Annotated in this window: 24 protein-coding genes; 13 read left to right on the top strand and 11 right to left on the bottom strand. The window is 64.1% G+C overall.

Annotated features, from left to right (window positions below; translation table 11 throughout):
* Positions 1–3 precede the first annotated feature (3 nt).
* Positions 4–1,383, bottom strand: a complete 1,380-nt coding sequence (locus Q362_RS0105720; protein ID WP_028317904.1) for a M23 family metallopeptidase — start codon at positions 1,381–1,383, stop codon at positions 4–6.
* An 83-nt stretch (positions 1,384–1,466) separates the two neighbouring features.
* Positions 1,467–2,972 (bottom strand): Rne/Rng family ribonuclease, encoded by a 1,506-nt coding sequence (locus Q362_RS0105715; RefSeq protein WP_028317903.1) that lies wholly within the window; start codon positions 2,970–2,972, stop codon positions 1,467–1,469.
* 190 nt (positions 2,973–3,162) lie between these two features.
* On the opposite strand from Q362_RS0105715, the gene Q362_RS0105710 reads away from it, so the two are divergent.
* Positions 3,163–4,017, top strand: coding sequence for a glycosyltransferase family A protein (locus Q362_RS0105710; RefSeq protein ID WP_028317902.1), 855 nt, complete (start codon positions 3,163–3,165; stop codon positions 4,015–4,017).
* Positions 4,014–5,138, top strand: a complete 1,125-nt coding sequence (locus Q362_RS0105705) for an SPL family radical SAM protein (RefSeq protein WP_245590166.1) — start codon at positions 4,014–4,016, stop codon at positions 5,136–5,138. The genes Q362_RS0105710 and Q362_RS0105705 overlap by 4 nt, the downstream gene beginning before the upstream one ends.
* A 112-nt stretch (positions 5,139–5,250) precedes the next feature.
* Here the strand turns inward: Q362_RS0105705 and Q362_RS0105700 are convergent, their stop codons facing one another.
* On the bottom strand, positions 5,251–5,625 hold the full coding sequence (locus tag Q362_RS0105700) for a YidH family protein (RefSeq protein WP_028317900.1): 375 nt from the start codon (positions 5,623–5,625) through the stop codon (positions 5,251–5,253).
* 172 nt (positions 5,626–5,797) lie between these two features.
* Between Q362_RS0105700 and Q362_RS0105695 the strand changes: the two genes are divergently transcribed.
* Both Q362_RS0105695 and Q362_RS0105690 read left to right on the top strand, forming a co-directional pair.
* Entirely contained in the window at positions 5,798–6,082 is a 285-nt protein-coding gene (locus tag Q362_RS0105695; RefSeq protein WP_028317899.1) for a hypothetical protein, read from the top strand.
* A 103-nt stretch (positions 6,083–6,185) separates the two neighbouring features.
* Positions 6,186–6,983, top strand: coding sequence for an EI24 domain-containing protein (locus tag Q362_RS0105690; RefSeq protein WP_051553738.1), 798 nt, complete (start codon positions 6,186–6,188; stop codon positions 6,981–6,983).
* 55 nt (positions 6,984–7,038) lie between these two features.
* Here Q362_RS0105690 and Q362_RS0105685 read toward each other — a convergent pair whose 3' ends face one another.
* The 3 genes from Q362_RS0105685 to Q362_RS19320 all read right to left on the bottom strand — a co-directional run bounded on the left by Q362_RS0105685 (position 7,039) and on the right by Q362_RS19320 (position 11,265).
* Positions 7,039–8,484, bottom strand: coding sequence for a cellulose synthase family protein (locus tag Q362_RS0105685; protein WP_035215758.1), 1,446 nt, complete (start codon positions 8,482–8,484; stop codon positions 7,039–7,041).
* Between the two features lie 335 nt (positions 8,485–8,819).
* The gene (locus Q362_RS22080) at positions 8,820–9,359 is read right to left on the bottom strand and encodes a DUF2799 domain-containing protein (protein WP_051553736.1); all 540 of its coding nucleotides are present in this window, start codon (positions 9,357–9,359) and stop codon (positions 8,820–8,822) included.
* A gap of 94 nt (positions 9,360–9,453) precedes the next feature.
* On the bottom strand, positions 9,454–11,265 hold the full coding sequence (locus Q362_RS19320) for a hybrid sensor histidine kinase/response regulator (RefSeq protein WP_169737370.1): 1,812 nt from the start codon (positions 11,263–11,265) through the stop codon (positions 9,454–9,456).
* A gap of 498 nt (positions 11,266–11,763) precedes the next feature.
* Between Q362_RS19320 and Q362_RS0105670 the strand changes: the two genes are divergently transcribed.
* The 4 genes from Q362_RS0105670 (at position 11,764) to Q362_RS0105655 (ending at position 14,761) form a co-directional block, all read left to right on the top strand.
* Entirely contained in the window at positions 11,764–12,924 is a 1,161-nt protein-coding gene (locus tag Q362_RS0105670; protein WP_028317896.1) for an MBL fold metallo-hydrolase, read from the top strand.
* A gap of 121 nt (positions 12,925–13,045) precedes the next feature.
* Complete coding sequence (locus Q362_RS19315; RefSeq protein ID WP_245590165.1) at positions 13,046–13,798, top strand: L,D-transpeptidase family protein; 753 nt, start codon at positions 13,046–13,048, stop codon at positions 13,796–13,798.
* A 1-nt stretch (position 13,799) separates the two neighbouring features.
* Positions 13,800–14,168, top strand: a complete 369-nt coding sequence (locus Q362_RS22075) for a PilZ domain-containing protein (RefSeq protein WP_028317895.1) — start codon at positions 13,800–13,802, stop codon at positions 14,166–14,168.
* A gap of 371 nt (positions 14,169–14,539) precedes the next feature.
* Positions 14,540–14,761, top strand: a complete 222-nt coding sequence (locus Q362_RS0105655) for a Nif11-like leader peptide family natural product precursor (RefSeq protein ID WP_028317894.1) — start codon at positions 14,540–14,542, stop codon at positions 14,759–14,761.
* Positions 14,762–14,776: 15 nt separating this feature from the next.
* Here Q362_RS0105655 and Q362_RS0105650 read toward each other — a convergent pair whose 3' ends face one another.
* Positions 14,777–15,499, bottom strand: coding sequence for an efflux RND transporter periplasmic adaptor subunit (locus Q362_RS0105650; protein ID WP_028317893.1), 723 nt, complete (start codon positions 15,497–15,499; stop codon positions 14,777–14,779).
* Between the two features lie 15 nt (positions 15,500–15,514).
* Positions 15,515–17,518 carry a preprotein translocase subunit SecA gene (locus Q362_RS19305; protein ID WP_211248451.1) on the bottom strand — a complete coding sequence of 668 codons (2,004 nt, stop codon included), beginning with the start codon at positions 17,516–17,518 and terminating at the stop codon, positions 15,515–15,517.
* 1,100 nt (positions 17,519–18,618) lie between these two features.
* Between Q362_RS19305 and Q362_RS23465 the strand changes: the two genes are divergently transcribed.
* Complete coding sequence (locus tag Q362_RS23465) at positions 18,619–18,774, top strand: hypothetical protein (protein WP_157469910.1); 156 nt, start codon at positions 18,619–18,621, stop codon at positions 18,772–18,774.
* 109 nt (positions 18,775–18,883) lie between these two features.
* Here Q362_RS23465 and rnk read toward each other — a convergent pair whose 3' ends face one another.
* Positions 18,884–19,291, bottom strand: a complete 408-nt coding sequence (rnk, locus tag Q362_RS0105630) for a nucleoside diphosphate kinase regulator (RefSeq protein ID WP_028317891.1) — start codon at positions 19,289–19,291, stop codon at positions 18,884–18,886.
* Positions 19,292–19,494: 203 nt separating this feature from the next.
* Between rnk and Q362_RS0105625 the strand changes: the two genes are divergently transcribed.
* The 3 genes from Q362_RS0105625 to Q362_RS0105615 all read left to right on the top strand — a co-directional run bounded on the left by Q362_RS0105625 (position 19,495) and on the right by Q362_RS0105615 (position 20,886).
* The gene (locus Q362_RS0105625; protein ID WP_157469908.1) at positions 19,495–19,764 is read left to right on the top strand and encodes a hypothetical protein; all 270 of its coding nucleotides are present in this window, start codon (positions 19,495–19,497) and stop codon (positions 19,762–19,764) included.
* A complete protein-coding gene (locus tag Q362_RS0105620) occupies positions 19,752–20,372 on the top strand; it encodes a CBS domain-containing protein (RefSeq protein WP_157469906.1) in 621 nt (206 codons plus the stop codon). The genes Q362_RS0105625 and Q362_RS0105620 overlap by 13 nt, the downstream gene beginning before the upstream one ends.
* 115 nt (positions 20,373–20,487) lie before the next feature.
* Entirely contained in the window at positions 20,488–20,886 is a 399-nt protein-coding gene (locus Q362_RS0105615) for a GreA/GreB family elongation factor (protein ID WP_028317888.1), read from the top strand.
* 37 nt (positions 20,887–20,923) lie between these two features.
* Here the strand turns inward: Q362_RS0105615 and Q362_RS0105610 are convergent, their stop codons facing one another.
* Positions 20,924–21,385: an ATP-binding protein gene (locus Q362_RS0105610; RefSeq protein WP_028317887.1), complete on the bottom strand. Its 462-nt coding sequence runs from the start codon at positions 21,383–21,385 to the stop codon at positions 20,924–20,926.
* 35 nt (positions 21,386–21,420) lie between these two features.
* Positions 21,421–22,509, bottom strand: a complete 1,089-nt coding sequence (locus Q362_RS0105605; protein WP_028317886.1) for a lipid II:glycine glycyltransferase FemX — start codon at positions 22,507–22,509, stop codon at positions 21,421–21,423.
* A 468-nt stretch (positions 22,510–22,977) separates the two neighbouring features.
* Between Q362_RS0105605 and Q362_RS19300 the strand changes: the two genes are divergently transcribed.
* Positions 22,978–24,147, top strand: coding sequence for a sensor histidine kinase (locus Q362_RS19300; RefSeq protein WP_051553730.1), 1,170 nt, complete (start codon positions 22,978–22,980; stop codon positions 24,145–24,147).
* Positions 24,148–24,166: the final 19 nt, after the last annotated feature.

The raw sequence follows: 24,166 nt of genomic DNA, 5'->3' as shown, positions 1-24,166 counted from the left end.
TGATCAGAGCGCATTGAGGGCGGACTTGACGTTGACATCGATCCAGTGCTGGTCCCACCATTCCACCGGGGTGACGAAGATGCCGTGCACCAGCATGGAGAAGTGGAGATGGTCGCCGCCGGCCATGCCCGTGACGCCCGAACGACCGATGGGCTGGTCCTTTGCCGCCATGGTGCCCGCAGTGGTGTCGATGCTGCTCAGATGGGAGTAGAGACTGGCGACGCCCTGGCCGTGGTCGATGATGACCGTTTTTCCGTAAATGCCCAGATAATCGGCGAAAACAACCTTGCCCCGATTGGCGGCGCGCACCTCGGCCTGGGCCACGGAGGCGATGTCGACGCCGAGATGGGTCTGGGTGTCGATGGCCGTGCCATTGTACAGATAGGTGCGCTGGTCGGCGAATCCGGCCCGGCCGGCGCCCGGCATGCGCAGAAAGCGGTCGGTCCACAACTGCTGCGGATCGGTGGTGGTGCAGATCTGGGCAATGGTCCGGGCGTTGCTCTGGCGGATCTGATTGTTGACGTAGAGATATTTCTCGACGAGAGTGCCCTGCATCTCCGGGTAATGCTGCTCGAACTCCGGCATTTTCTGCTGGAGGAACTGGTCGCTGAGGTTGATGCTGTCCCGTTTGATCGTCTCCGCCTTGAAGGCGGTGGGCAGGGGCAGGACGACCTCGTTGCCGGCCTCGTCGCTGCCGACGAGCCGTATTTTCTCCGGTTGCCCGGCATCCCAGGGCAGGGCGAAGTAACAGACATAGGCGTCTTTCTTGCCCACGGGAAATCCGGGGAAAAAGGCGTTGTCAATGGCGACCCCGTGTTTGCCCGGCGGTTCGGACAGGGTATACAAAACCATGCCGCTGCCGCCGGGCCGGATGGTCCGCTGGGCATGCAGCATCTTCACCACCGGCGGCCTGGTATCCATGGTCACCGGCAGCCGTTTCAGGGTTTCGTTGCCTTTGAACAAGCCGTTGCAGGAAAAATCCCGTACCGAGACGATCAGTTCGGCATTGCCTTCCCTGATGCCGGCCTTCTGGGCATCGATCGTCACCTTTTCGTTCAGCGAAGTCGGACCGGCCGGCTTGAACCAGGCCTGGCGGGGAAAGGTCTTCTCCAGCAGGGTGACCGAGGTGGCGCCCTGGGTCAGGGTGATGGTGAGCGAACGGATGCCGCTTTTCTGGTCGGTGGCCTGCAAGGGCAGTTCGACCTTGCCGCCCAGGTATTTGATCTCCTTTTCCAGCACCAGGGTCGGTTTCTCGAATTCAAACAGCAGCACGGCCGCGGCGGCCGCCGCCAGGCCCGCGACTACCGCCAGGGCGAGCAGGAGCGTCTTGAAAAAACCGCCGCCCCTCCGCGAGGAGCTGCGCAGTCGGATATGGTGTGCCATGGTCAGTCTGTCCGGTTGTGGTCTTGAAGTCGGCACGCGGTCCGGCGCGGACCGGGCCGCAGGGTGACGGGATTTACGGTTCTCTATTCATTCCAGATGACGTCGTAGCGCTTGATATGCATGTCCGGCACCGGGATGATGGTGAACCGTTTCCCGGTCCGCTGCTCCAGTTGCTCGATGGTGTACGATTCCTCGTTCAGCAGCATTTCGGCGATGTGGGGATGCACCTTGATCGTGACGTGCGAGCCGCCGATCTTGCGGGCGTCGCGGCTGATCTTGCGGAAGATCTCGTGGCAGATGGTGCGGCGCGACTTGATGAACCCGTCTCCGCCGCAGTAGTGGCAGGGCTCGCACATGGTCTGCATGAGGCTCTCCGACAGGCGCTTGCGCGTCATCTGCACCAGCCCGAACTCGGAGAGCTTGAGAATGTTGACCTTGCTCTTGTCGGTGCGCATCGCCTCCTGGAAGGCGGCGAACAGCTCCTCGCGGTGCTGTTCGTTGTCCATGTCGATGAAATCGATGATGATGATGCCGCCGAGATTGCGCAGGCGCAGCTGGCGGGCGATCTCGCACACGGCCTCCATGTTGGTCTTGAAGATGGTTTCGCTCAGGTCGGAGGCGTTGACGTAGCGGCCGGTGTTGACGTCGATGACGGTCAGGGCCTCGGTGGTCTCGATGATGATGTAGCCGCCGCAGCGCAGCCACACCTTCTTGTCCAGGGCGTTGTTGATGTCCGCCTCCACCCCGTAGCGCTCGAACAGCGGCAGGTCGGAGTCGTAGTGGGTGATCTTGTCCTGCAACTGGGGGGCGAAGGTCTTGGCGTAGGACATCAACTGCTCGTAGACTTCGAAGTTGTCGATCACCAGCTCGTTGATATCCTCGGTGAAAAAATCGCGCACCGAGCGGAGGATGATGTCGAGGTCCTTGTAGATGAGGCAGGGCGCCGGCTCCCGCTGCACCTTGGTGAGGATTTCGTCCCAGAGCGAGAGGAGGAACTCCATGTCCGCTTCCAGGGCCTCGTTGTCGATGTGCTCGGCCACGGTGCGGATGATGAAGCCCGTGCCCGGCGGCCGCAGGACCTCGATCCGGTCGCGCAGCTGTTGGCGGGTGACCTCGTCCTCGATCTTGCGGGAGATGCCGATGTGGTCGGTCAGCGGCATGAACACCAGGTTGCGGCAGGGCAGGGTGATGTTGCAGGTCAGGCGGGCCCCCTTGGTGCCGATCGGTTCCTTGGCGATCTGCACCAGGATTTCCTGGCCCTCGCGGAGGATTTCGTTGATCGCCGGCGAGGTGGTCAGGGAAGGCGGCGGAGCCGGCCGCAGCTTGTGGCCCTGGGGCAGCCGCCGATAGTTGTCCGAGAAGATGTAGAGGGCCTCGTCGACGTAGAGGAAGCCGGTGCGCTCCAGGCCGATATCGACGAAGGCCGCGTCAATGCCCGGCAGCACCCGGACCACCCGGCCCAGGTAGATGTTGCCGATCAGGCCCCGCTCCGAAACCCGTTCGAGGTGGAATTCGCGCAGTTTGCCGTTTTCCACCAGGGCGATCCGGTTCTCGTAGAAGGTTGCATTGATGAGGATGTCTGTGTACATAGGAGAGCCTGACCGAATGCCCGGTGCGGTGCCGGAACGCCGGAAATGCGCGGGCGCAGGGCGCGGAAGTGGTTATGAATCAGGGATGTTACTATACTATACCGTCGGTAAACCGCCATAACAAATTGGTCGATGCGGCAGCGCCGCCCCCGGCGGACGGGCCGGTTGCGGCCGGTTTTTCGCTGGCGCCATGGTGATTTCGGTCATCATTCCCAGCCACAACCGGGCGGCCCTGCTGGAGCGGGCCATCGGCTCGGTGCTGGCGCAGCGGCGGGCATGCGATGAGCTGATCGTGGTCGACGACGGTTCCACCGACGGCACCGCCGCCCTGGTCGAGCGGCTGGCCGCCGGCGCCGCCGTGCCGATCCGGCTGGTGCAGCAGCCCAACCGGGGTGCGGCCGCGGCCCGCAACACCGGCATCCGCCTGGCCAGGGGACGTCTGCTCGCCTTTCTCGATTCCGACGACTGGTGGCTGCCGGGCAAGCTGGCCGTGCAGGCGGCGGCCCTGGCGGCCCGGCCGGAGCGGCTGATTGCCCACACCCGCGAGATCTGGTTTCGGCGGGGGCAGCGGGTCAACCAGAAGAAGAAGCACGATCCGCCCGATGGCGACGTCTTCGCCGCCAGCCTGGCCATGTGCGTGGTCGGCATGTCCACGGTGATGGCGCGGCGGGAGCTGTTCGACCGCTACGGATTGTTCGACGAATCGCTGCCCTGTTGCGAGGATTACGACCTCTGGCTGCGGGTCGGCTGCCGCGAACCTTTCCTGCTCGTGCCCGAGCCGCTGACCGGCAAGGATGGCGGGCGGGCGGACCAGCTTTCCGCGATCCACCGCCAGGGCATGGATGTGTTCCGCATCCGTTCGCTCTGCACCCTGCTCGATGCCGGCGTGCTGCACCCGGCGCAACGGCGGGCGGCCGTGGCCGAACTGGCGCGCAAATGCCGGATCTACGGCCAGGGGTGCGGCAAGCACGGCCGGCCCGAGGAAGGCGAGCGCTATCGCGCCCTGGCCGCGCGTTATCAGGAAACAGGAGATTTCCTTTCGTGAACGTGAACCAGGCGTCTTACGGCGATCCGGTCCGCTTCGTCACCCGCCTTTATGTGACCGAAGACTGCCTCGATCTGCCCTACACCCGCGAGATCGTCGCCCGCGCCCATCTGCCGGTGACCGTGGTGCCCGAGCGCGGCGTGCCGAACATCGAAGGCGACTATCCGGCCAACCTCACCGCCGGCAAGCATCATCTCCTGCTCTGCCGCAACCGGGGTGCCTTTTTCAAGCCCTGTCCGGGTACCCGCGAGTACCGCTGCTGCGACTACCAGGTGCTCAACATCGGCATGAACTGCCCTATGGACTGCGTCTACTGCATCCTCCAGGCCTACCTCAACAATCCCTGGCTCAGCTTCTTCGTCAACGTCGAGGACCTGTTCGCCGAACTCGACCGGGCGCTCGCCGCCGAACCTGACCGTTTTTTTCGTATCGGCACCGGCGAGTTCACCGACAGCCTGGCCCTGGACAGCCTTACCCGGCTGAGCCCCCGGCTGGTCGCCTACATGGCGGCGCAGGCCAATGCCGTGCTGGAACTGAAGAGCAAGAGCGTCAATATCGGCAACCTGGAGGGGCTCGACCACCAGGGCCGGACCATTGTCGCCTGGTCGCTCAACAGCCCGCCGATCATGGCCCGGGAGGAGATCCGCACCGCCACCCTGGAGGAGCGCCTGCAAGCCGCGGCCCAGTGCGCCGACAGGGGCTATTCCCTGGCCTTTCATTTCGACCCGATCATCCTCCATCCCGGCTGGCAGGAGGGGTACCGCTTCACCATCGACCGGCTGTTCGCCGCGGTGCCGGCCGAGGCCATTGCCTGGATCAGCATGGGCGCCCTGCGCTATCTGCCGCCGCTCAAGCAGATCGCCGCCGAGCGCTTTCCCGCCTCGCGCTTCTTCTACCAGGAGTTCATCGACGGTCTCGACGGCAAGCGCCGCTATATCCGGCCGCAGCGGGTGGAAATGTACCGGTTCATCCACGATGCCCTGCGCCGGCGGCTCCATCCCCGGACCTGCCTCTATTTCTGCATGGAAAACGATACCATCTGGCAGGAGGTGTTCGGTTATGTCCCCGGCGATTACGGCGGCTTGCCGGCGATGCTCGACCGGGCGGCCCGCTGGCGCTGAACCCGGCCGCCCCTTGGTTTTTTACCCGGCATTGGGTATGGTGCGGCAGAACAGGAGGAGGAAAACGACCGCAAGTCCGGCTGGCCGGGATCGTCGCCCGAGACCGGGTGGCTTAAAGCAGCGAGCCCCGGAACAGGTAGGCGGTCAGGGCCAGGCCGAGAAACGCGACGACCAGGTTGATCCAGGGGCCCAGGGCGGTGAGATAACCCGTGGGCACTTCCACGGGCTGGAGGGTGCGCAGGACCCTGCGGTACTGCACCACCGCCCCCACCGAGGCGAGCGAGCCGAGCAGGATGAAGGAGAGGCCGATCCAGAAAGAAAGGCCCCGTTGCAGGGTCTCGCTGTGCTGCGCGAGCAGGGCCGAGACGAACAGGCCGAACCGCTCCACCACGAAGCCGAAGGCCATCAGGGTCAGCGAGGTGCGGGTCCAGGCCAGCAGCGTTCGTTCCGCCGCGAAAAAGACCCGGGGATCGTTCAGTGCGGACATGCGATTCTCCTGCGCGAAAATGGCCGGTAGGTCACCTGCCTGTTTTGCCGGGGCAAGGGCCGCCTCCGCCGGGACCGGATCCGGCGCGGCAGGACCGCGGGCCGACACCCTCGACGGGGCCGTTTTTTCCGGGATTGATGGGAATGAATACAACAGGTGCGAGGTGAGAGCTATGGGTTTGTTGCCGATCATCGAAAAAGGGAAACCGGTGGCCTGCCATGCGGATTGGCCGCTTTTCTACATGAACGATTTTTCGCGGCTGGGTCTGGTGGTCAGCCGGATGGACGAGGCCCTGTCGGTCCTGCAGGCGGGCGGTTACACGGTGCACGCCGACGAGCGGGGCACTGTGCTGGAGATCGACGGCACGACCCAGGTAGCGGCAATCGTGGCCGCTCTGCACGACAGGGCGATCAGCTGCGAAACGGCCGATCTGGTCAGTTGCGTCTATCAGAGGTGATAGCGCCTTTTTCCCTGCCCGGCGGGCAGGCACCAGGTGAGAGACAGGGAGGGCGGAGTGCCTTTCCTGATAGCTTTTTTGTTTTGATACAGTGATATCTGCCATGCATGCGACCAATGCCCGGCCCGACGGCGCGGCCCCCGTGCCGCCCTGGGTGCCGTTTTCCACCTCCTGCGCCTTCCTGTTCCGTCATCCCCGCCTGCTGGGCTGGAGCCTGCTGCTCGTGCTCCTGACCGGCACCCTCACCTGGTTGGGCTATCTCTTTTCCGTGGACCTGATCAACCATTTCACCGGTTCGTTCTTCACCACCCCGCCCACGGTGGAGAAATTCTGGCACTGGCCGCTCTTGTGGGGATGGACCGCCCTGAAATGGGTTTTCCTGCTGCTCACCCGGGTGGCCGCCTTTTATCTGGCCTTTGTCCTGGCCTACACCCTGACCACGCCCGGCTATGTTTTCCTGAGCACCTGGGCCGGCAACCGGTACTGCGACCAGGCCGGGGAGGGCGAGGCGGTGTTCAGCCTGGCCGGCGCCCTCATCGACCTCCGCGAGGGCGTCAAGATCGGCGCCATGGGCGTGGTGGTCACGGTGGTGGCCCTGTTCGCCAACTTCATTCCGGTGATCGGCCAGGGGGCGGTGTTCGTGCTGTACACCTACTATTCGGCCCTGATGTTCGTCGACTACCCCGCCTCCCGCTACCGCTGGACCCTGGGGCAAAAGATCAACTGGCTGCAGCTCCATGCCGGGCCGGCCTTCCGTTTGGGCCTGTTTCCGGCCATGATCAGCATGGTGCCGCTGCTGAACATCTTTTTCATGGCCCTGTTCTTCCCCCTCTTCACCATCCATACCACCCTCAACTTCCTCGTCATCGAAGGCCGCAAGGAGATCGTTTCCGCTCGGTGAGCGGCGGTCGCCATCTCGAATTTTTTTTCAGGAAAAGGAAAGGCGACGCCCGCTGCTAGCGGTCGCGCCAGGACACCACGAAGACGATGCCGAAGCCGATGGCGAGCATCAGGTGGAAAATGAAGAAGCTGTAGTTGCCGACGAGCGCGGCCAGCAGCAGCGCCGCACTGAATAGGAGGGCGAGGAGCCCTTCGATGATCAGGATGTTGCTGATGGGATTTTTCTGGTCCCTGTCGGTTCGTTGGCGGATGCGGCCGACGATGTTGTATTTGGGCGTCCGCACGAAGGAGGACTTGATGCCCAGGTAGCCTTCGACCACGGCCACCGAGTTGTGAAAGCTCAGGCCCATGAACATGATCAGCAGCAGGGGAAAATAGCCGACCAGGGCCAGGACCTGGTGCAGGGACACCGGCTTGGGCAGGAGGGTGATGTTGGCGTAGAAGTAGACCGCCGCCACTCCGACAAGCCCCAGCAGGGAGAAGGAGAGGGCGCGGGGGTCCACCTCGAGGTCGTCGAGGAAGGGCAGCAGGGCGACGCTGGAGAGGGCCAGCATCAGGGTGGCGACAAAGATCGAGCTGTTGGCGAGATGCACCAGGGCATGCAGCTTGGTGCGCAACGGCAGCCTGCTGCCCATGATTAGCGGCGCCAGGCGGCGGGCATTTTCGGCGCCGCCTTTCATCCAGCGGAACTGCTGCGACTTGATGCCGTTCATCTCGGCTGGCAACTCGGCCGGGGCCTCGATGTCCTCCAAATAAACGATCTGCCACTGCTTCAGTTGCGCCCGGAAACTCAGGTCCAGATCCTCGGTGAGGGTATCGGCCTTCCAGCCGCCGGCATCCTCGATGGCCCGTTTGCGCCAGATGCCCGCCGTGCCGTTGAACTGGAGGAAATGGTTGCCGGCCTTGCGGCCCATCTGTTCGATGGTGAAATGGACATTGAGCTGCAGGGCCTGGAGTTTGGTGAACAGCGAATAGTCGCTGTTCAGGTGGGCCCAGCGGGTCTGCACCACGCCGACGCGTTCATCCCGGAAATAGGGGACGGTATCGCGCAGAAAGCGGGGCGAGGGCAGGAAGTCGGCATCGAAGATGGCAACGAATTCGCCCTTGGCCTGCCGCAGGCCCTCGGCCAGGGCGCCGGCTTTGAACCCCGTGCGGTCGGTGCGGTGGATGACCCGGATATCGAATCCCCGGTCGCGGTACATCCCGGCCTTGCGCTCGCAGATTTCGGTGGTGTCGTCGGTCGAGTCATCAAGGATCTGCACCTCGAACCGGTCGCGGGGATAGTCCAGGGCGATGATGTTGTCGATGAGCCGCTCCGCCACATAGGGCTCGTTGAACAGCGGCAATTGCACGGTGACGAAGGGCGTGTCGCCGTCGGCGGGCGGCGGCGCGGCCTTGACCTTCTCTCTGTCCAGGTAATGCCGCAGCAGGTTGAGCTGGAGCAGGTTGTAGGCAAGAATGAGGACAAGAAACACTATGTAAAGACCAAGCAGTAGGTGCATCGAGGGGAATATCTCCGGAATTGTCATTCAGCGGAAAGGACGGAGGACTCCAGCGGAGTCGGTCGGTCGGCGCCCGGGACTCCTGGGCGGGAAGGCGTTGGCTCGATCGGTTCCTGAAGGATGGTTGGCATTCGGCGCTCTTCTGACTGCTGAACACGTTCTTCGGAGCATCCTCCATTGCTACACGTCCGGCACAAGACACGAGAACGACGAATTCTATAGGAGTCGTGGGCGGCTGTCAATCTTTCCGGTCGATGCGCGGTGGGATGATGCCGACATGTTCGGGGGAAACGGACCGGGGACGGCGGTCCGCCGGTCGGACGAAGGGCGGGATGTCAGGGAGAGGGACGGGCGCCGACCTCGTCCATGAGGTCGTCCAGGAAGCGTTCGCTCAGGTACAGGTCAATGCGGAGCTGATCGTACCGCCGATCCAGGGCGCGGAGTTCGTGTCTGAGCAGATATGCGTCGTGCTCTGAGAGCGGGCTATTCCAGAGCCAGAAGACGTAACGATGCCGCTGGGCGCTGATCTCGTCGAGTTCCCGTCTGAGGCGGTACACTGCAAGGGCGGCCCGGTTGCAGCGTTCGAACGCCCCATCGATTTCCGGTGGGCACACGCGTTGGTAGCGGTGTCCCCGCAAGCCGGCGGCGCAGGCGTTGTCGATGTGGCAATAGGCGCGCAATCCCTGGTCGTAGCCTGCGCGGTACCGCTGTTCGTCGACCGGGATACCGTATTCGGCACAGGCGCGGACATGCCGGTCCAGCCGGCCGAGCGGCTCCCCCGCCTGGCCGTCGGCGGTGCCGATGCCGTGCCAGTCGCCGCTCCGGCACTGCTCCCGGCTGAGAGTGGCGCAGCCGGCGAGCAGAACGAGCGACATCAGGGACACGGCATGTTTCGCCAGGAAACGCCTTGAGGTGGGACGTCCCCGTGTGTGTTCCGATGCCGGCATGTTTTTTCGGAAAACGATGCGGTCAGCCGTCGAGGACCGAGCGGACGCAGCGGGCGAGATCGCTCAGAACCACCGGCTTGTTCAGGAACCCCTCGATACCGATGGAGCGCGCGCTGCGGCTGTCGAGCTGCTCGCTGAAGCCGGTACAGATGATGACCTTGATGTCGGAGCGAATCTTCTTGATCTCCCGGTAGAGTTGCAGTCCGGTCATCTGCGGCATGCTCAGGTCGGCGATGAGGAGGTCGATCCGGTCCGACAGGTTGCGGAAAGCCTCCAGGGCGTCGTAACCGCTGATCCGGACCGTCACCTTATAGCCGAGCCGTTCCAGCATGCCGGTGGTGACATCGGCGATCGATTTCTCGTCGTCCACCAGGAGAATGTGCTCCGTGCCGCGCGGAAGCGGCTCCTGACGGTCGCACTCGGCCGGTTTCCGGGCGGCGGCCAGTTCCACCACCGGAAAATAGAGGATGAAGGCGGTCCCTCCGCCGACCTCGCTCTCCACCCGGATTTCACCGCCGTAGCCCCGCAGGATGCCGAGCACCACCGCCAGTCCCAGTCCCGTCCCCTTGCCGCGCGGTTTGGTGGTGAAGTAGGGATCGAAGATCTTGTCCATGGTGGCCCTGTCCATGCCGTGGCCGGTATCCTCGATGCGCAGCCGCACGTACCGGCCGGGCGCGATGGACAGGTCCTCGGATTCACGGATGTCGAGGCTGACGGCTTCCAGATGGAAACGCAGGCGGCCGCCGTTGCCCTCCATGGCGTGAAAGGCATTGGTCACCAGGTTCATGATCACCTGGTGCAACTGGGTGGCGTCGGCCATTATCCGCGGACACCGGTCGGGCAGATCGTATTCGATCCCGATGGTCGCGGGCAGGGTGGGGCGCACCAGCCCGATGACCTCCCGGATGATCTCGTCCAGCGAAACCGGGGTGATCTCCTGGTCGACCTGGCGGCTGAACGTGAGGATCTGCCTGACCAGGTCGCGGGCCCGCTTGGCGGCCTCGACAATACCCCGGCAGTGTTCGCGCAGGGGGGCGTTGTCGGCGTTTTCGATGAGCATCAGCTCGGCCCGTCCCATGATCGGTGCCAGGATATTGTTGAAATCGTGGGCGATGCCGCCCGCCAGGCTGCCGATGGCCTCGAGCTTCTGCGTTTGCTGCAATTTTTTTTCAAAGGATTTGTTTTCCTTGCGCAACCGTACCTGCTCGGTGATGTCGATGATGGTGACGAACACCTTGCGCCAGCTCTGCTCGAAACCGGCGGCCACCACCGCCCGCCGCTCCACGGTCAGGACATCGCCGCGCAGGGTCCTGTTTTCCAGCACGATCTCGCTGCCGCCCTCCTTGACGAGCCCCAACAGCTCCTTCTTGAACTGCAGCAACTGGTCGTCGGGCAGCACCGAGGTGAGCTGCCCCATGGCCCCGGCGGTGGCGGCGCCGTACATGGCCAGCGCCGCCCGATTGGCGTCGATGATGCGCACCATGGCGGCGCAGCGGGCCAGGCTTTCCGGATTGTCGGCGAAGTAGCGGTGGAGGTCGGCCACGCCCTGGGCCCGCAACTGGTCGAGGAAGGTTTTGACCGTGCTCAGGTCTTCCTCCATCAGGGGAATGGGCGAATGCTCGAAGAGGAGGCGATAGCGGGCCTCGGTCTCTTCAAGGGCCTTCGATGTGTTGGAGATGATGGATTTCTTTCGTTGGTTGAGGATGACGAGGGTCAGCAGCAGGAGGACGACCGCGACCAGTCCGGCAATGGTGTAGAAATCGGCGGGATTGACGTTGAGACTGGAGGCCGCATTGCCCACACCGGCATGGAGCGCCGGCGGGGCGACCAGCACCGGCACTGTCCGACGCCGGCCCGGCCCGGAACAGTCCGCCCTGCGTCGGGGCAGTCGTGCCGGCGACTGTCCGCGAACGGGCACCCGGCGAGCGGGAAGAGGGGAAGAACCCGGCAACATGGCGGTGGCGCCTCGGGTCAACAAGCATTCGGGAGGGAGGGGTCGGAACGCATAGTGTATCTTAGGGGGAAGAGCGCGGCGATGTCAAAGAGAAATCGTCGCCGAACGGTTGACGACCCCCGGCTGTCCATGGGATGACGGGGGGCTGTCGCGGGGCGCAGGCCGTCCGCCTTGGGCACAAGAAGCAACATGTTTCGTTTTTCGGGCTGCACGCTGTGCCTCCGGGGACATCCGCCCCACCGGAGCATCGCATTCGACCGGACAGGAAGTTGCTGTGATTATCCTGGGTAACCTCATTATAACATTGACAATTACAACCAGGTTCGCTAGCGTGATCCGAATATGCGACAGGGCGGTCTCTGCTGAGGAGGAAGCATCATGGCAATCCATACATACGAGGCCACGGAGCTGTTCCACTGGCTGGCCACCCGGGCGGACCTGGTGGTGCTCGATGTCAGAAACGCCAAGGATTTCGCTCGGTTCCAGGTCGAAGGCCCCTACCCGTTCCCCTTGATCAACATCTCCTACTACGAGTTCATGGAGGACGAGGAGGAGGCAGTGTCCCGCGTGCCCCGGGACCGCGGGGTGCGCATCGTCTGCGCCAAGGAGAGTTCGGCCCGTTATGTCGCCGAGATCCTCGACCGGCACGGCTTCGAGGTCGGATACCTGCGGGGCGGCATTTCCTCCTGGGGCAACCTGCTGGTGCCGAAGCGGGTCGGCCAGGGGACGGACTACGAATTGTATCAGTTTATCAGGCCGGGCAAGGCCTCGTGCAGCTACGGCCTGATCAGCGGCAAGGAAATGATGCTGTTCGATCCCTCGCGCAATGTCGATTTCTATCTGGAATTCGCGGCGCAGCAGGGATGCATGGTCACGGCGACCTTTGAAACCCATCTCCAGGCCGATTACATAGCCGGCAGCCGGGACATCGCCCGCCGGACCGGCGCGGTGTTCTACGCCAACGACGGCGATTTCAAGACCTCGAACAATCCCTACACCCCGCTGCGGGACGGCGAGATTCAGCGATTCAATCTCGGCGGCCCCGACATCCGGGTGGTGTTCACCCCCGGTCATACGCCCGGCTCCACCTCCTTTCTCATCGACGACCGGTTTCTTCTTTCCGGCGACACCGTCTTCATCGACTCGGTGGGGCGCCCCGATCTGGGGGGCAAGGCCGAGGAGTGGGCCGGGACGCTGTACGAGACGATCCGGATGGTCAAGCGGTTCGACCACGGCCTCCAGGTGCTGCCCGCCCATTTCATCGACTGGCGCGAGGCGAACGCAGAGCTGGTTTTTGTCCGCGGTCTGGGCGAGATCCTGGAGCGCAACGGCGATATCTACGGAATCGACAATCAGGCCGCCTTCATCGCCTTCATCAAGGCGAACATGCGGCCGCAGCCCGAGGAATACGCCATCATCCGCCTGGTCAACGCCAACCTCCGCGAGGAGGAGGACGCACGGCGGGAGGAACTGGACCTCGGCAAGAATGAATGCGCGGCCTCGGCGTACGCCAGGGCGCGGGAAGCCCGGAACGCCTGAGCGTGCCGGGCAAAGGCAAGGGTTCGGCCGGGGGGCTTGGGGGTCGGCAAACGATTTCTCTTTTTTCCAACAAAGGCTTATGCATCATACACGTGTTCGTTCTGTTTTAGGCAAGGGCTTGTTGTTCTGTTCGTTGGTGACGATTGCCGCCCTCTGGTGCGCGCAACCGGCCGGTTGCACCGAGCCGCCGACCACGCCCAAGGCGGAACAGCTCATGGCGCAAACCAGGCCCAAGCTCCAGCAGGAACTGCGGGACAAGGGATTCACCCTGGGACAGCCGATTTTCGTCCGTATCTTCAAGATTCCCGGCATGTTGGAGGTATGGATGGACAAGGGGCGGGGCTTCGAGCTGTTCAAGACCTATCGGGTCTGCAACTACTCCGGATTTCCCGGACCCAAGGTCAACGAGGGCGACTGGCAGGCTCCGGAAGGCTTCTACAGCGTGACCGCCGAGCAGATGAACCCGAAATCGGCCTATCATCTCGCTTTTGACGTCGGCTATCCCAATGAGTTCGACCAGGCCAAGAATCGGACCGGCAGCCTGATCATGGTGCACGGCGATTGCCAGTCGGTGGGCTGTTTCGCCATGACTAACGGCCGCATCGAGGAGATCTATGTCCTGGCACACGATGCCCTCAGGCAGGGACAGGAACGCTTTGCCGTGCATATCTTCCCCTTTGTCATGACGCCGCTCAATCTGAAAAAATTCGCCACCTCGCCGTGGATCAAATTCTGGCAGACCCTGGAACCGGGGTACACCGCCTTCGAGCAATCGAGGCAGGTTCCCGAGATATCGGTGCGCAACGGCGAGTATGTGGTGGCGTCGCGCAACCACCGGCTGGCCATGCAGCATACCTTCGAGCAGGATCGGTGACATGGCCCCTTCGGAACGCCGCCGGTCACGGCGGATTGTGTTCGCCGGCACCGCCGTGCTCCGCTACGGTGACGACGGCGTGCTGGAGGCGGAGGTCGATACCCGGAATATCAGCCTCCACGGCCTTTCTTTCGAAACCGATGTCCGCCTGCCCCTTGAAACGCCCTGTGCCGTCGAGATCCGTCTGAGTGGTGTCACCAGCAGGATGGATGTCCGCGCCCAGGGCGTGATCCAACGCCATGATCCCGCCGGCATGGCCGTGGCCTTCACCCAACTCGATCCGGACAGCTTTCTCCACATCCTCAATCTGGTCAGGCTCCACGAAGCGGACGAGAGCCCGGCCGGCCAGCCGCCACGCCCCCGCACCTGACCCGTCCGCGCGGGCGGCGTTCGGCGATCCCGGCCTCCGCCCGGACCTGTTCCGGGTGATGCCCCCCCTGTTTCTCGGACAGCGGTACGCGGATTTCTCGATGTCGTCGTTTCTCGACCACTGCGTGCGGCAGTGTTTGACAAAAATGAAGAGAAAGCGACACATGTCTACGCTTTTGTCCGCGAGCGGACTGCCACATGAATCCCCCGGTCTGAAATTTGACGATAAGATTCTGAAAATATGAGTTTTTATTGTCGATGACAAAACCGGATCGATTGTTGCTTTTCGCTGGCAGCCCCAGTCGCCCGCTTCGGTTCGACCGGCGGCCTGCAAGGCAAATCAAGAGCAATCAATCATCAAGGGAGAACAGCATGTCGAAGAAGAGTGTAGAGGAGTTGTTGATCGCCGGCGGCGCGGACGAGCAGCTTCGGGGCAAGTACGATGCCCTGAAGACCAAGGATGAGTTCATCGCCCAGGCGGCGGCCGACGGCTATGTGTTCTCGGTGGAAGAACTGGATGCCGTTCTGCGCGAATCCGGCGACGCCTTCGAGTCCTTCGGCAACCCGCCCAAACGGATGATCTGGTGGCAGTGAGCGACCGGGTCGAGTTCAGAATTCCACGTGACATTTGAGGCCGGCCGGCAGCGCCGATTGCGGGTTGGGCAGTTCCAGCCGGACCCCGAAGGTGCCGCTGGCCGCGTCGATCACCTGATCGATGATCACCACCTTGGCCGTGTAGGTGCCGCCGACCGGCTGATCGAGGACGACCTTGGCGGTGCTGCCGTTGCGCAGGGCGCCGAAGTGAGCGGCCGGCACGATGACCTCGACGTTGAGGGGATTGATGCGGGCAACGGTCAAAAACGGTTCCTCGCCGACATAGTCGCCGGGCGCCCCGGTCCGTTTGACCACCACGCCGTCGATGGTGCTGGCGATGGTGCGCAGCTTCAGGCGTTCCTCGGCCTCGATCAGTTCCAGTCGCGCCTGCTGGATTTCGGTCTCCAGTTCGTCCTTGTCGTGAAGCGAAAGCAGTTGCTTTTTGTACAATTCCTCGTTGCGGCGCGCCTTGCGCTGACCGAATTCCAGCCGCGCCCTGGCCCGGTTGACCACCGCCTTCTCCACGCCTGATTTCAGCCGGGCCAGGATCTGCTCCTTTTTCACCACGTCGCCGCGTTCCACCTCGACCTGTTCGAGAATGCCGGGCGTCTGGCTGCTGAACTGCACCACCTCGCTTGGGGCGAGCAGCCCCTCCAGGGGCGGCAGGTCGGCCGCTGCCGCCGTCATCGTTCCCAGCCACCAGACAAGCGCGGCCAGCGCGGTTTTTCTTCTGTCCATCGTCAAACCTCCCGTTTATTCCATGCGCCCTGAAAAGGAGAGCAGGCTGCCCTGGCGCCGGTCCTGGCGAAACAGCTCCCGCCGTATCCGGGCGTGGTATTTTTCCATGCGTTGCTGGGCGTGATCCAGGGCCAGCCGGGCGAGACGCTCCGGCACGTCCCTTCCGGCCAGCATGTCGGCGATGCCGCCGAATCCCGCGGTGATCAGCGGGTCTGCCAGCGACACGATTGCCTCGTAGCTGCCCGGATCGCTCTGCCGGCCGCAGCGGCCCGCCAGCTGCCGGTCGATGCGGGCCGCCTCGTGCCGCTCGGTGGCGATCACGTGCAGGCCGCCGGCCTCCCTGACCCCCGGTCTCAGTTTGATGTCGGTGCCGCGGCCGGCCATGTTGGTGGCGATGGTGATTTTGCCCGCTTCTCCGGCCCGGCTGACGATGTCGGCCTCTTCCCGGTCCTGCTTGGCGTTGAGCACCCGGTGCGCCAGGCCGGCCGCGGTCATCAGGCGGCTGAGATGTTCCGAGGCGGTGACCGAGCGGGTGCCGATCAGCACCGGCCGGCCGGTAGAGTGGATCTCCCGCACCCGTTCGATCACGGCCTGCCACTTGGCCTCCAGGGTCGGCAGGATCCGGCCGGGCAGATGGCGCCGCTGCATCGGCCGGTGGGTGGGGATGCGGACCGTGGGCAGGCCGTAGACCGACCAGAGCTCGCCGGTCACCTCCCTGGCCGTGCCGGTCATGCCGGACAGGCGCAGGTAGCGCCGGAAGAAGCGCTGGTAGCTGATCTTGGCCAGCGGGTCCCGCCGCCTGGTCAGGGGGCAGTCCTCCTTGACCTCGATCAGCTGATGCAGCCCCTGTTCCCAGGCCCGTCCGGGCATCACCCGGCCGGTGAATTCGTCGACAATCTCGATGGCGTCGTCGCGGACCAGGTAGTGTTCGTCCCGGTGAAAGAGGTGCAGGGCGCTGAGCGCCTGGGCCACCACCCCTTCCCGCCAGGCCATGCCCGTCCACAGCGGGCCGTAATTCCGCGCCAGAGCGCCGATCTGCCGCCGGCCGGCCTCGGTGAGCAGCACCTGCCGCCGGGCCCGGTCGAGTCGGTAGTCGTCATCAAACCGCAACTGCCCGGCAATGGTCAGGGCCTGTTCGAGAAAGCATCGTTCTTCCTCGCCGCCGCCGGTCCCGGAGATGATCAGCGGGGTGCGGGCCTCGTCGATCAGGATCGAATCGGCCTCGTCCACCAGGGCGCAGTGCAGACCGCGCAGCAGCAGGCGTCCGCTCCGGCCGTCGCGCGCATACAGGGACTCGGCCTGCGTGCGCAGGGGGTCGACCAGTTGGCCGAGGGTCAGCCGGTCGCGCAGGTAATCGAAGACGATTTCCTTGTTGGTCACATAGGTGATCCGGCAGCCGTAGGCCCGGGCCCGCTCCGGCGGGGGCATGCCCTGGACCACGCAGCCGACGCTCAGACCCAGCGCCCGGTAGAGCGGCCCCATTTCTTCGGCGTCCCGGCCGGTGAGGTAGTCGTTGACGCTGATCACGTGCACCGGCATGCCGGCCAGGGCCAGGGTGGCCGCCGCCAGGGTCGCGGTCAGGGGCTTGCCCTCGCCGGTTTCCATCTCGGCCACCGCGTTGGCCAGCAGGACCCGGCCGCCGATCAGTTGGCTGTCGTAGTGGCGGACGCCCATGGTCCAGCCGCCGGTCAGGCGGGTCACCTCTCGGACCAGGTCGAGGGAAACGTCGAGATGGAGGACCTGGTGGAGGAAATCGGTGACCTCGTGCTCGTCCATGGCCAGAAGGCTGTTGTCGATGCGCACGGCATCGGTGCCGGCCAAATGGCTCAGTCCGGCGAGCGGTTCCCTGGAGATGAGGATGAACCGGAGTGTATCCGGAGCGGCCCGGAGCAGGTAGTCGAGGATGAACAGACAGGCGGGATGCGGCAGCAGGCGCTGGAGATCGTCGAAGACCAGGAAGAGATCATCCGTGAGACAGCCGCGGAGGTCGGCGAGGAGGCAATCGAGCCGTTTCGGCACATCGTGGGGGTGAGGTCGCCGCTGGTCAGGATTCGGACCGTGGCCGCCGAGGGGCAATCGGGCAGCAGGGTGTTGAGGCAGGCGGGAATGGCCTGGAGGAAATAGCCCGGATCGGCGTCCTCCGGCCCCACCCGGTACCAGATCGACGGGAGGCCGACCCGGTCGAGAAACTGCTTGACGGCGGTGGTCTTCCCCAGGCCGGGCTGCGCTTCGACCACGATGCAGTTGGTGCGGGCATGGCCCCGCTGGAGGAGAAATTCGATGATGCGCTCGCGGCTGAGGCACTGGGCGGCATCGATGCGCGGCGGAAAGAATTTGTCGGCCCGGATATGCGTTTTGGATGCAGCCGAGGGACGCATGGGTACAGGCGTCAACGGCTGGCCGCAAAGAACATCGGCAGGCCGTGGACGAAGGCGGCGACCGGAACGGGGGCGGCGGCAAGAGGGGAAAGGTTTGCGCCGGCCCCGGTAGACTCTGTCATGGCACTCCGGGAGTGCCGGTTGGGGATGGGGAGCCGCCGGAACGGACGGCCCGGCCGGCAACCGGATGGTGCCAGAAACAGCAACCGGATTCGTCCGGACAAAGGCCGGGGGATTTCATGTGCAAGGAGGTGTGCCATGCAACCGTTCGAAGAATATATGGTCCTTCCGGGAGGATCGTCCCGCGTTCAGTGGCCCCTTGGTTTGACCGCCCATTCAGCAGGTTGCCGCTCTGCCGCGATCAAACCGGTTCATATCAAAGCAGGTTTGCAAAGCGATGTCCACAGGCGTTTTGATTTTTGTACGGAACTGCGGACAATGAAGGGAAGGATTGCCGGGGAAAGCTCCTTACAGGGAAGGCGGTACCGGCGGGATGGGCGGGAAAGGGAGTTTCCGGCCAGCGGTTTGTGCGCCTCGATACATGGTCTCTTTGCGGATTCAGTCAATAAATGATTGCAGGCAGACCCGAATGAGGTTTTTTTGTGGCGTGACTTATGGGGAATCAAGCGCGGCCGGCAAACGCAGCCTGTTTTGCGCAGGCAAGATGCCGGGATTTCCAGGGCCGATACATGCACCGGGCAAGCAGTTCCGTTCGAGTCAGGCTGGCAGAGGAGGAGTCGTATGAACAACATTCAGGAAAAAGATTGGGCTGAGGACGACTGGCACGGCCATACCGGCATGGACAGTTCCTGCGATTACTGCATCGTCCCGCAGGAGACCGGCACGGTTCCGGATGAGGACGCCGCGGAAGAGATCGACGACCAGGACAACGGCTGACCGCTGCGAGAACCCGCCGCCCTGAGCGCGAAAGCCCGGAGCGGCAACGGGAACGCGCCGTATCGTGGGGGCTCGCCCCCGTCCGGGTGGCCCTGGCCGCATCCCGAGGCTACAGGTGATAGTCGCCGGAACGTTCGGGCTGGTAGGTGATGTCCACGATCCGGACCTTCAGGACGCCTCCGCCCGGTTTCGGCCACTCGATTTCGTCCCCCTGGGCAAGGCCGAGGAGAGCGCTGCCGACCGGGGCAAGGACTGAAATCGTCCCGCCGTTGGCATCCATGTTCTGGGGATAGACCAGCCGCAGACAGAATTCCTCCTCCGAAGGGGCGATTTTGAACCGGACCGTCGAGTTCATCGTCACCACGTTCGGGGGCATGTCCTTCGGTTCCCGGATTTCCGCGCGATACAACTCGTCTTCCAGGTCCTCGCTGCAGGGAAATGAATGGGCGGGCAGGGCGCCGAGAAGCGCTCCCAATCGTTCGGCGTCAAGCGATGAAATGATGATTTTCGGTCTCATGGTCTCTCCGTTGTCGTTGGTCTCGAAATGTTCGGCACACTCGCTCCGGCAATGGATTGGGTACCCTCGCCGTGTTTATCGTCGTCGCGAACCGGGCGGGTCGCATCCGGGGCCCGGGGGGTTTCCTCGGCGGTGACGATCGGTTCAGCCCGGCGGCGGGCGGACCTGAACGGCATCCCCCGAAATCGGGGAGAAAATACCCGGTGGCCGGAATCGAACCGCATCGTTTTCCCCTTCGGGAGCGTAAAAGCATGCGGCGGGCGTACAAACAAATCCTGAACATCCCCCGGCCCCGCTGCGTCGTGCCCGTCCTCTTTTCCCGCTTTATCGCGCTTCCGCGCCGTTTGTCCATCTTTTCGGCACTCTTTCCAAAAAATAATCAACATTGGCACATTTCGTGCCACTTGTCGATGGTACGGGGCGGCATGCGGGCCGCCGCCGTTCAGTCCGGGGAGGAGAAGTGGAACGATTGAAGATAAAGGAATGGGTCCGTCCCATCGAAGCGTTTCCCCGTATTTCAAACCGCGCTTCGCTGATGGAGGCGGTGGCGGCGCTGAAAAAGTCCGATGCCGAGTATCGGGCCGGCCTGTCGAGCCAAAGGATACTCCTGGCCTATGACGTGACGGGGAGAGTCGTCGGCAAACTCTCTCCCGCCGATATCGTCGAGGCCCTCGCTTCGACGCACGGGCGGGCAGATGCGAAGGCCGGTCAATGGCTGGCCCGTCCGTTCAGGGCGCTGGGCGAACGGCTGACCCTGCATCTGCCCCTCTGGTCCGACCCGCTCCCGGAACACTGGCGCAAGATCCATCGCCTCAACGTCCATTCGTTCGTCAAGGGGACCGCCCCCGGCAGGACGATCCAGGGCAACGAGACGATGGGCGCAGCCTTCCGTCTTTTCGCCGGCGGGCGCCACGATTCGTTGTTCGTTGTCCGGCGAGGCGAAATAATCGGCCTGCTCCTGTTTGCGGACGTGTACAGGAAAATCACGGATTTTCTGCAATCCTGCCCTCTGGCGGAGTTGGGGACTCGCACCACGGTCCGGAGGACCGCCGGCGGCGGATGTTCCGTGACGGCACGATAGCCGTCGAAACCAGGGCGGCCCGCCCGCGCAGCCGTTTGGCCGAAGGCGCTGCCGCCCCGGCCGGAACGGTCTGCGGCCGCCTGGGAAAACCTGCACATGCACGGGAGGAGGGCGCTTGCCGGACAAAACGATTCTGATCAGCGAACAGGACAGGCAACGGATCGAACAGCTCATGCTCTTCTGCGATCTTTTCAAGGAACAGGAAAAGAGGAACATCCGGAAGCTGCACTACGACGCGTCGCGGGGCCGCGTGGTCAGCCCCGAGGACATGCCCGCCGATGTCGCCACCCCGCGTTCGCACATTGTCCTGCGGGACGTTGCCACCGGCAGGGAGTTCGACCTCACCCTGGTCTTTCCCGAAGAGGCGGAGGCGCACCCGAATCCGGTTTCCATTCTCACCCCCATGGGGGCCGCGCTCATGGGCCGGAAAACGGGGGAAACCATAGAAGACCGAACCGCCGCCGGCATCCGCCGGCTCACCATCGCGGCAATCGCGCCTCCGCAGCGCCCGTGAACAGGGCGCGGGCAGCGGTTGCCGGGCCGGGGCCGAATCAGCCGCGCACCGGAAGGCTGAGGGTGAACAGCATGCCGCCCTGCGGTCTGTCCTGGACCGAAATCCTTCCTCCCAATCGATAGACAACGGCGCCGTACACGGACAGACCGGAACGGGCCTCCCTGCCGGCCCCGCCGTCGACGGGGGCTGGCTGCCAGAGTTTGTTCATCCGCGCGGACGTCACTCCCGGACTGCTGTCGGCAATCTGAATATGCACCCTTGCCGGCGTGGAAAAGGTGATGAAGTCGACCCGGCCATCGGCACCGATGGCGGCCAGGGTGTCCTCGACAACGGCGAGAAGCAGTTGCTGGACCTGCGCGCCGTCGGTTGTGATCGTCGGCAGCGTTTCCTCGAAGGCCGTGGTGAACACGATGTTCTTCTCGTTGGCCTCGCCTTCCAGGAACGAAAGGATGTTCCTGAGCATCCAGTTCACGTGCATGTCGGTGTCGGTACGGCTCATTTTCGGGCAGTGCGGGAAGCGCGGGGAAAACGGGCTCACTCGCCGATGCCGAGCCCCCGCTCTCGCTGCGACAGGACCATCTCCCAGTTCCTGAAGGCGCGATAGACATCCTTCTTCACCGGGTAGTCCCACGAGCCGCTGGTGTGCACGATCCGGCCGCCGAACCCTGTCTTGAACCGGTACAACCCGTGGAAGGAATGGCCGGGATCGTTGCTGGGCGAGATCGCGCCCATGTCGTAGGTGCGGCACTGCCTGGCGCGGGCATGGCGGATGGCGTGCCAGTGCATGGCGTACGGGGCCATGAGCTCCCGCCTGTGATTCGCCGAGGCCCCGTGGAGAAACAGGGCCCCTTGTCCTGACAGGGCGACGATCGCCCCGGCCAGGGCCTCCCGGTTGTGGGTCGCCAGCAGCAGCAGGATTTCCGAGGCCTCGGGATGGGACTCTTTTGTCGAGAAAAGAGCGGAAAAATAGCGGTATTCGCTCATGTGGAAGCCGTTGCGCCGGGCCGTCTGGCCGTACAGGCGGTAGAAGACCGGAAGCTGGTCGGCGGAAACGCACTGCACCCGGACCCCCTTGCGTTCCGCCAGCCTGATGTTGTAGCGGGTCTTCGGTTTCATCCGTGCGAGCAGGAGGTCGTCGTCGCCGTCCAGGTCGATGACGCAGCTGTTGGCGACGGTCACGTCGACCGGGGATTTTTTGAGGTTCCAGTGTCTGGTGCCGAAATTCATCCGGATCTCCCGCACCCTTGATTCGGGAAAGTCGTGCCAGTTCTGCTGCCGCATGTCGCCGGCATAGGGCGATTCCCAGGGGAGGTCGTAGCGGATGAAGGTGATGTCCGCGTCGATCTGTTCGATGATCGATTCGGAGAGCGCCTCCAGATAGGAGCCGTAGTCTTCCTGGTGCGGGGCGATTTCCGGTCCCTGGGGGACATACGCGGCCACGGCGCCGGGGCCGAAGGGCTTGACGATCACCAGCACGTCCTTGCCGGTTGCCGACGATTCGATGTCAAAGGCATAGGTTTTCCAGCCCAGCTGCGCCTTCACCTCGCTCCAGTATCTGCTTTGAAACAGGATGTCCGTCGGGTAGAGTTTTCCCGGCCGTTTTGGTACGGTGGTCACGTCCACGTCATGTTCTCCTTGCGGTCGTTCCTTGGTCATGGTTCCCGCAATCCCAGCAACGAACATGCCACATTTCTTGCTTGTGCCGATGGAACGGGCGGGGTGGGCGGCGGGACCTGTCCGGCGGCTGCGGGATCGCCGCCCTCCGCGAGGACGGACGCATCGATCCGGGACCAGCCGCGCCCCGGAACGGGGGACTTGGCCGGACATCCTCGCAGGGCTGGCCGGGAAACCGTACCGGGGAATTTTCGACCGGTGGTTCGTTTCTCCCCAGGCGATGCGAACCGGGGCGGCCCGACCGGCGGGCGCGGATTTGGGCGGGCGCCGCTTCGCCGTGTGGCAGGGTGCGGGGGGGAGCAAGGCCGATAATGGAGGCGGCGCGCGGCCGGAGCGGCCTGTCGCGCGAGGACAGGCATTCCGCTTGCTGGGCAGATGGACCGAACGAGGCGCCATGCCGGGGGAAGGGGGCGAAGAATGCAGGAACGGGCATTGCTGGAGGAGCGGGCCAAGCTGATCGAGCGCAACAAGGAGTTGGCCTGTCTGTTTGAAATCGCCAAGATCGTCGCCCGCACCGACATGACCTTCGCCGAGGTGGTGCAGGCGATCGTGGCCCTGCTGCCCTCGGCCTTCCAGCATCCCGACCGGGTGTGCGCCAGGATCGTGGTGGACGACAGGGTCTTCACGACCGCCGGCTTCGCCGAATCCCGCCACGCGATCCGGGCCGCACTGCACCTGGAAGGGGAAGCCCATGGCGCCATCGAGGTGTTTTACCGCAGGGAGGACGGGGCGGCCGGCCCGGCCGGGGACCGGTTTTGTCCCGAGGAGCGCGATCTCCTGCGGGCCATCGCCCATCAGGTCTCCCTGATGATCGGGATCAGGCTCGCCAACGAGCAGCGGTCCCGGCTCGAACACCAGTTGCGCCATGCCGACCGCCTCGCCAAGGTGGGGCAACTGACCGCGGGAGTGGCCCACGAACTCAACGAACCCCTGGGCAGCATTCTGGGCTTCGCGCAACTGGCGATGAAGAAGATCCACTCGCCGGCCCAGGCCAGCCGCTATCTCGACAGGATCATTCAAGCGTCTCTCCACGCCCGGGAGATCATCAAGAAAATGATGCTGTTCAGCAGCCCCATGCCGCAGCGGAAATGCCGGACGGACCTGAATGGCGTGCTGGCCGAGGGCATGTCGTTCATCGAGCCCCGGTTCGCCAAGGCGGCCATCCGGTTCGAATCCTCGTTCGATCCGGCCCTGCCGCCGATTCTGGCCGATGCCGCGCAGATCACCCAGGTGCTGGTCAACCTGGTGGTCAACGCCATCCACGCCATGCCCGGCGGAGGCACCCTGAGCCTGCGCACGGCCGGCGCCGACGGGATGGCGCGGATGTTCGTGCAGGACACCGGCATCGGCATGGACGATCAGACCCTGGAGCAGATCTTTCTGCCTTTTTTCACCACCAAGGATGTGGACCACGGCACCGGCCTGGGGTTGGCGGTCGTCCACGGCATCGTCGCGGCCCATGGCGGCACCATCGAGGTGCGGAGCGTGGTCGGACGGGGCACGACCTGTATTATTGCCTTTCCCGCCCATGACGGCGAAGACGGGCCGGCATGCGCCGCCGGTCCCGACGCGGGGGCGGGGAGCTGATCGCCTCGCCGCAGGCGCC

Origin of the sequence: Desulfobulbus elongatus DSM 2908 (assembly GCF_000621145.1) — a bacterium.
Taxonomy (GTDB): domain Bacteria; phylum Desulfobacterota; class Desulfobulbia; order Desulfobulbales; family Desulfobulbaceae; genus Desulfobulbus; species Desulfobulbus elongatus.
This window is presented reverse-complemented; position numbering and strand designations above follow the sequence as displayed.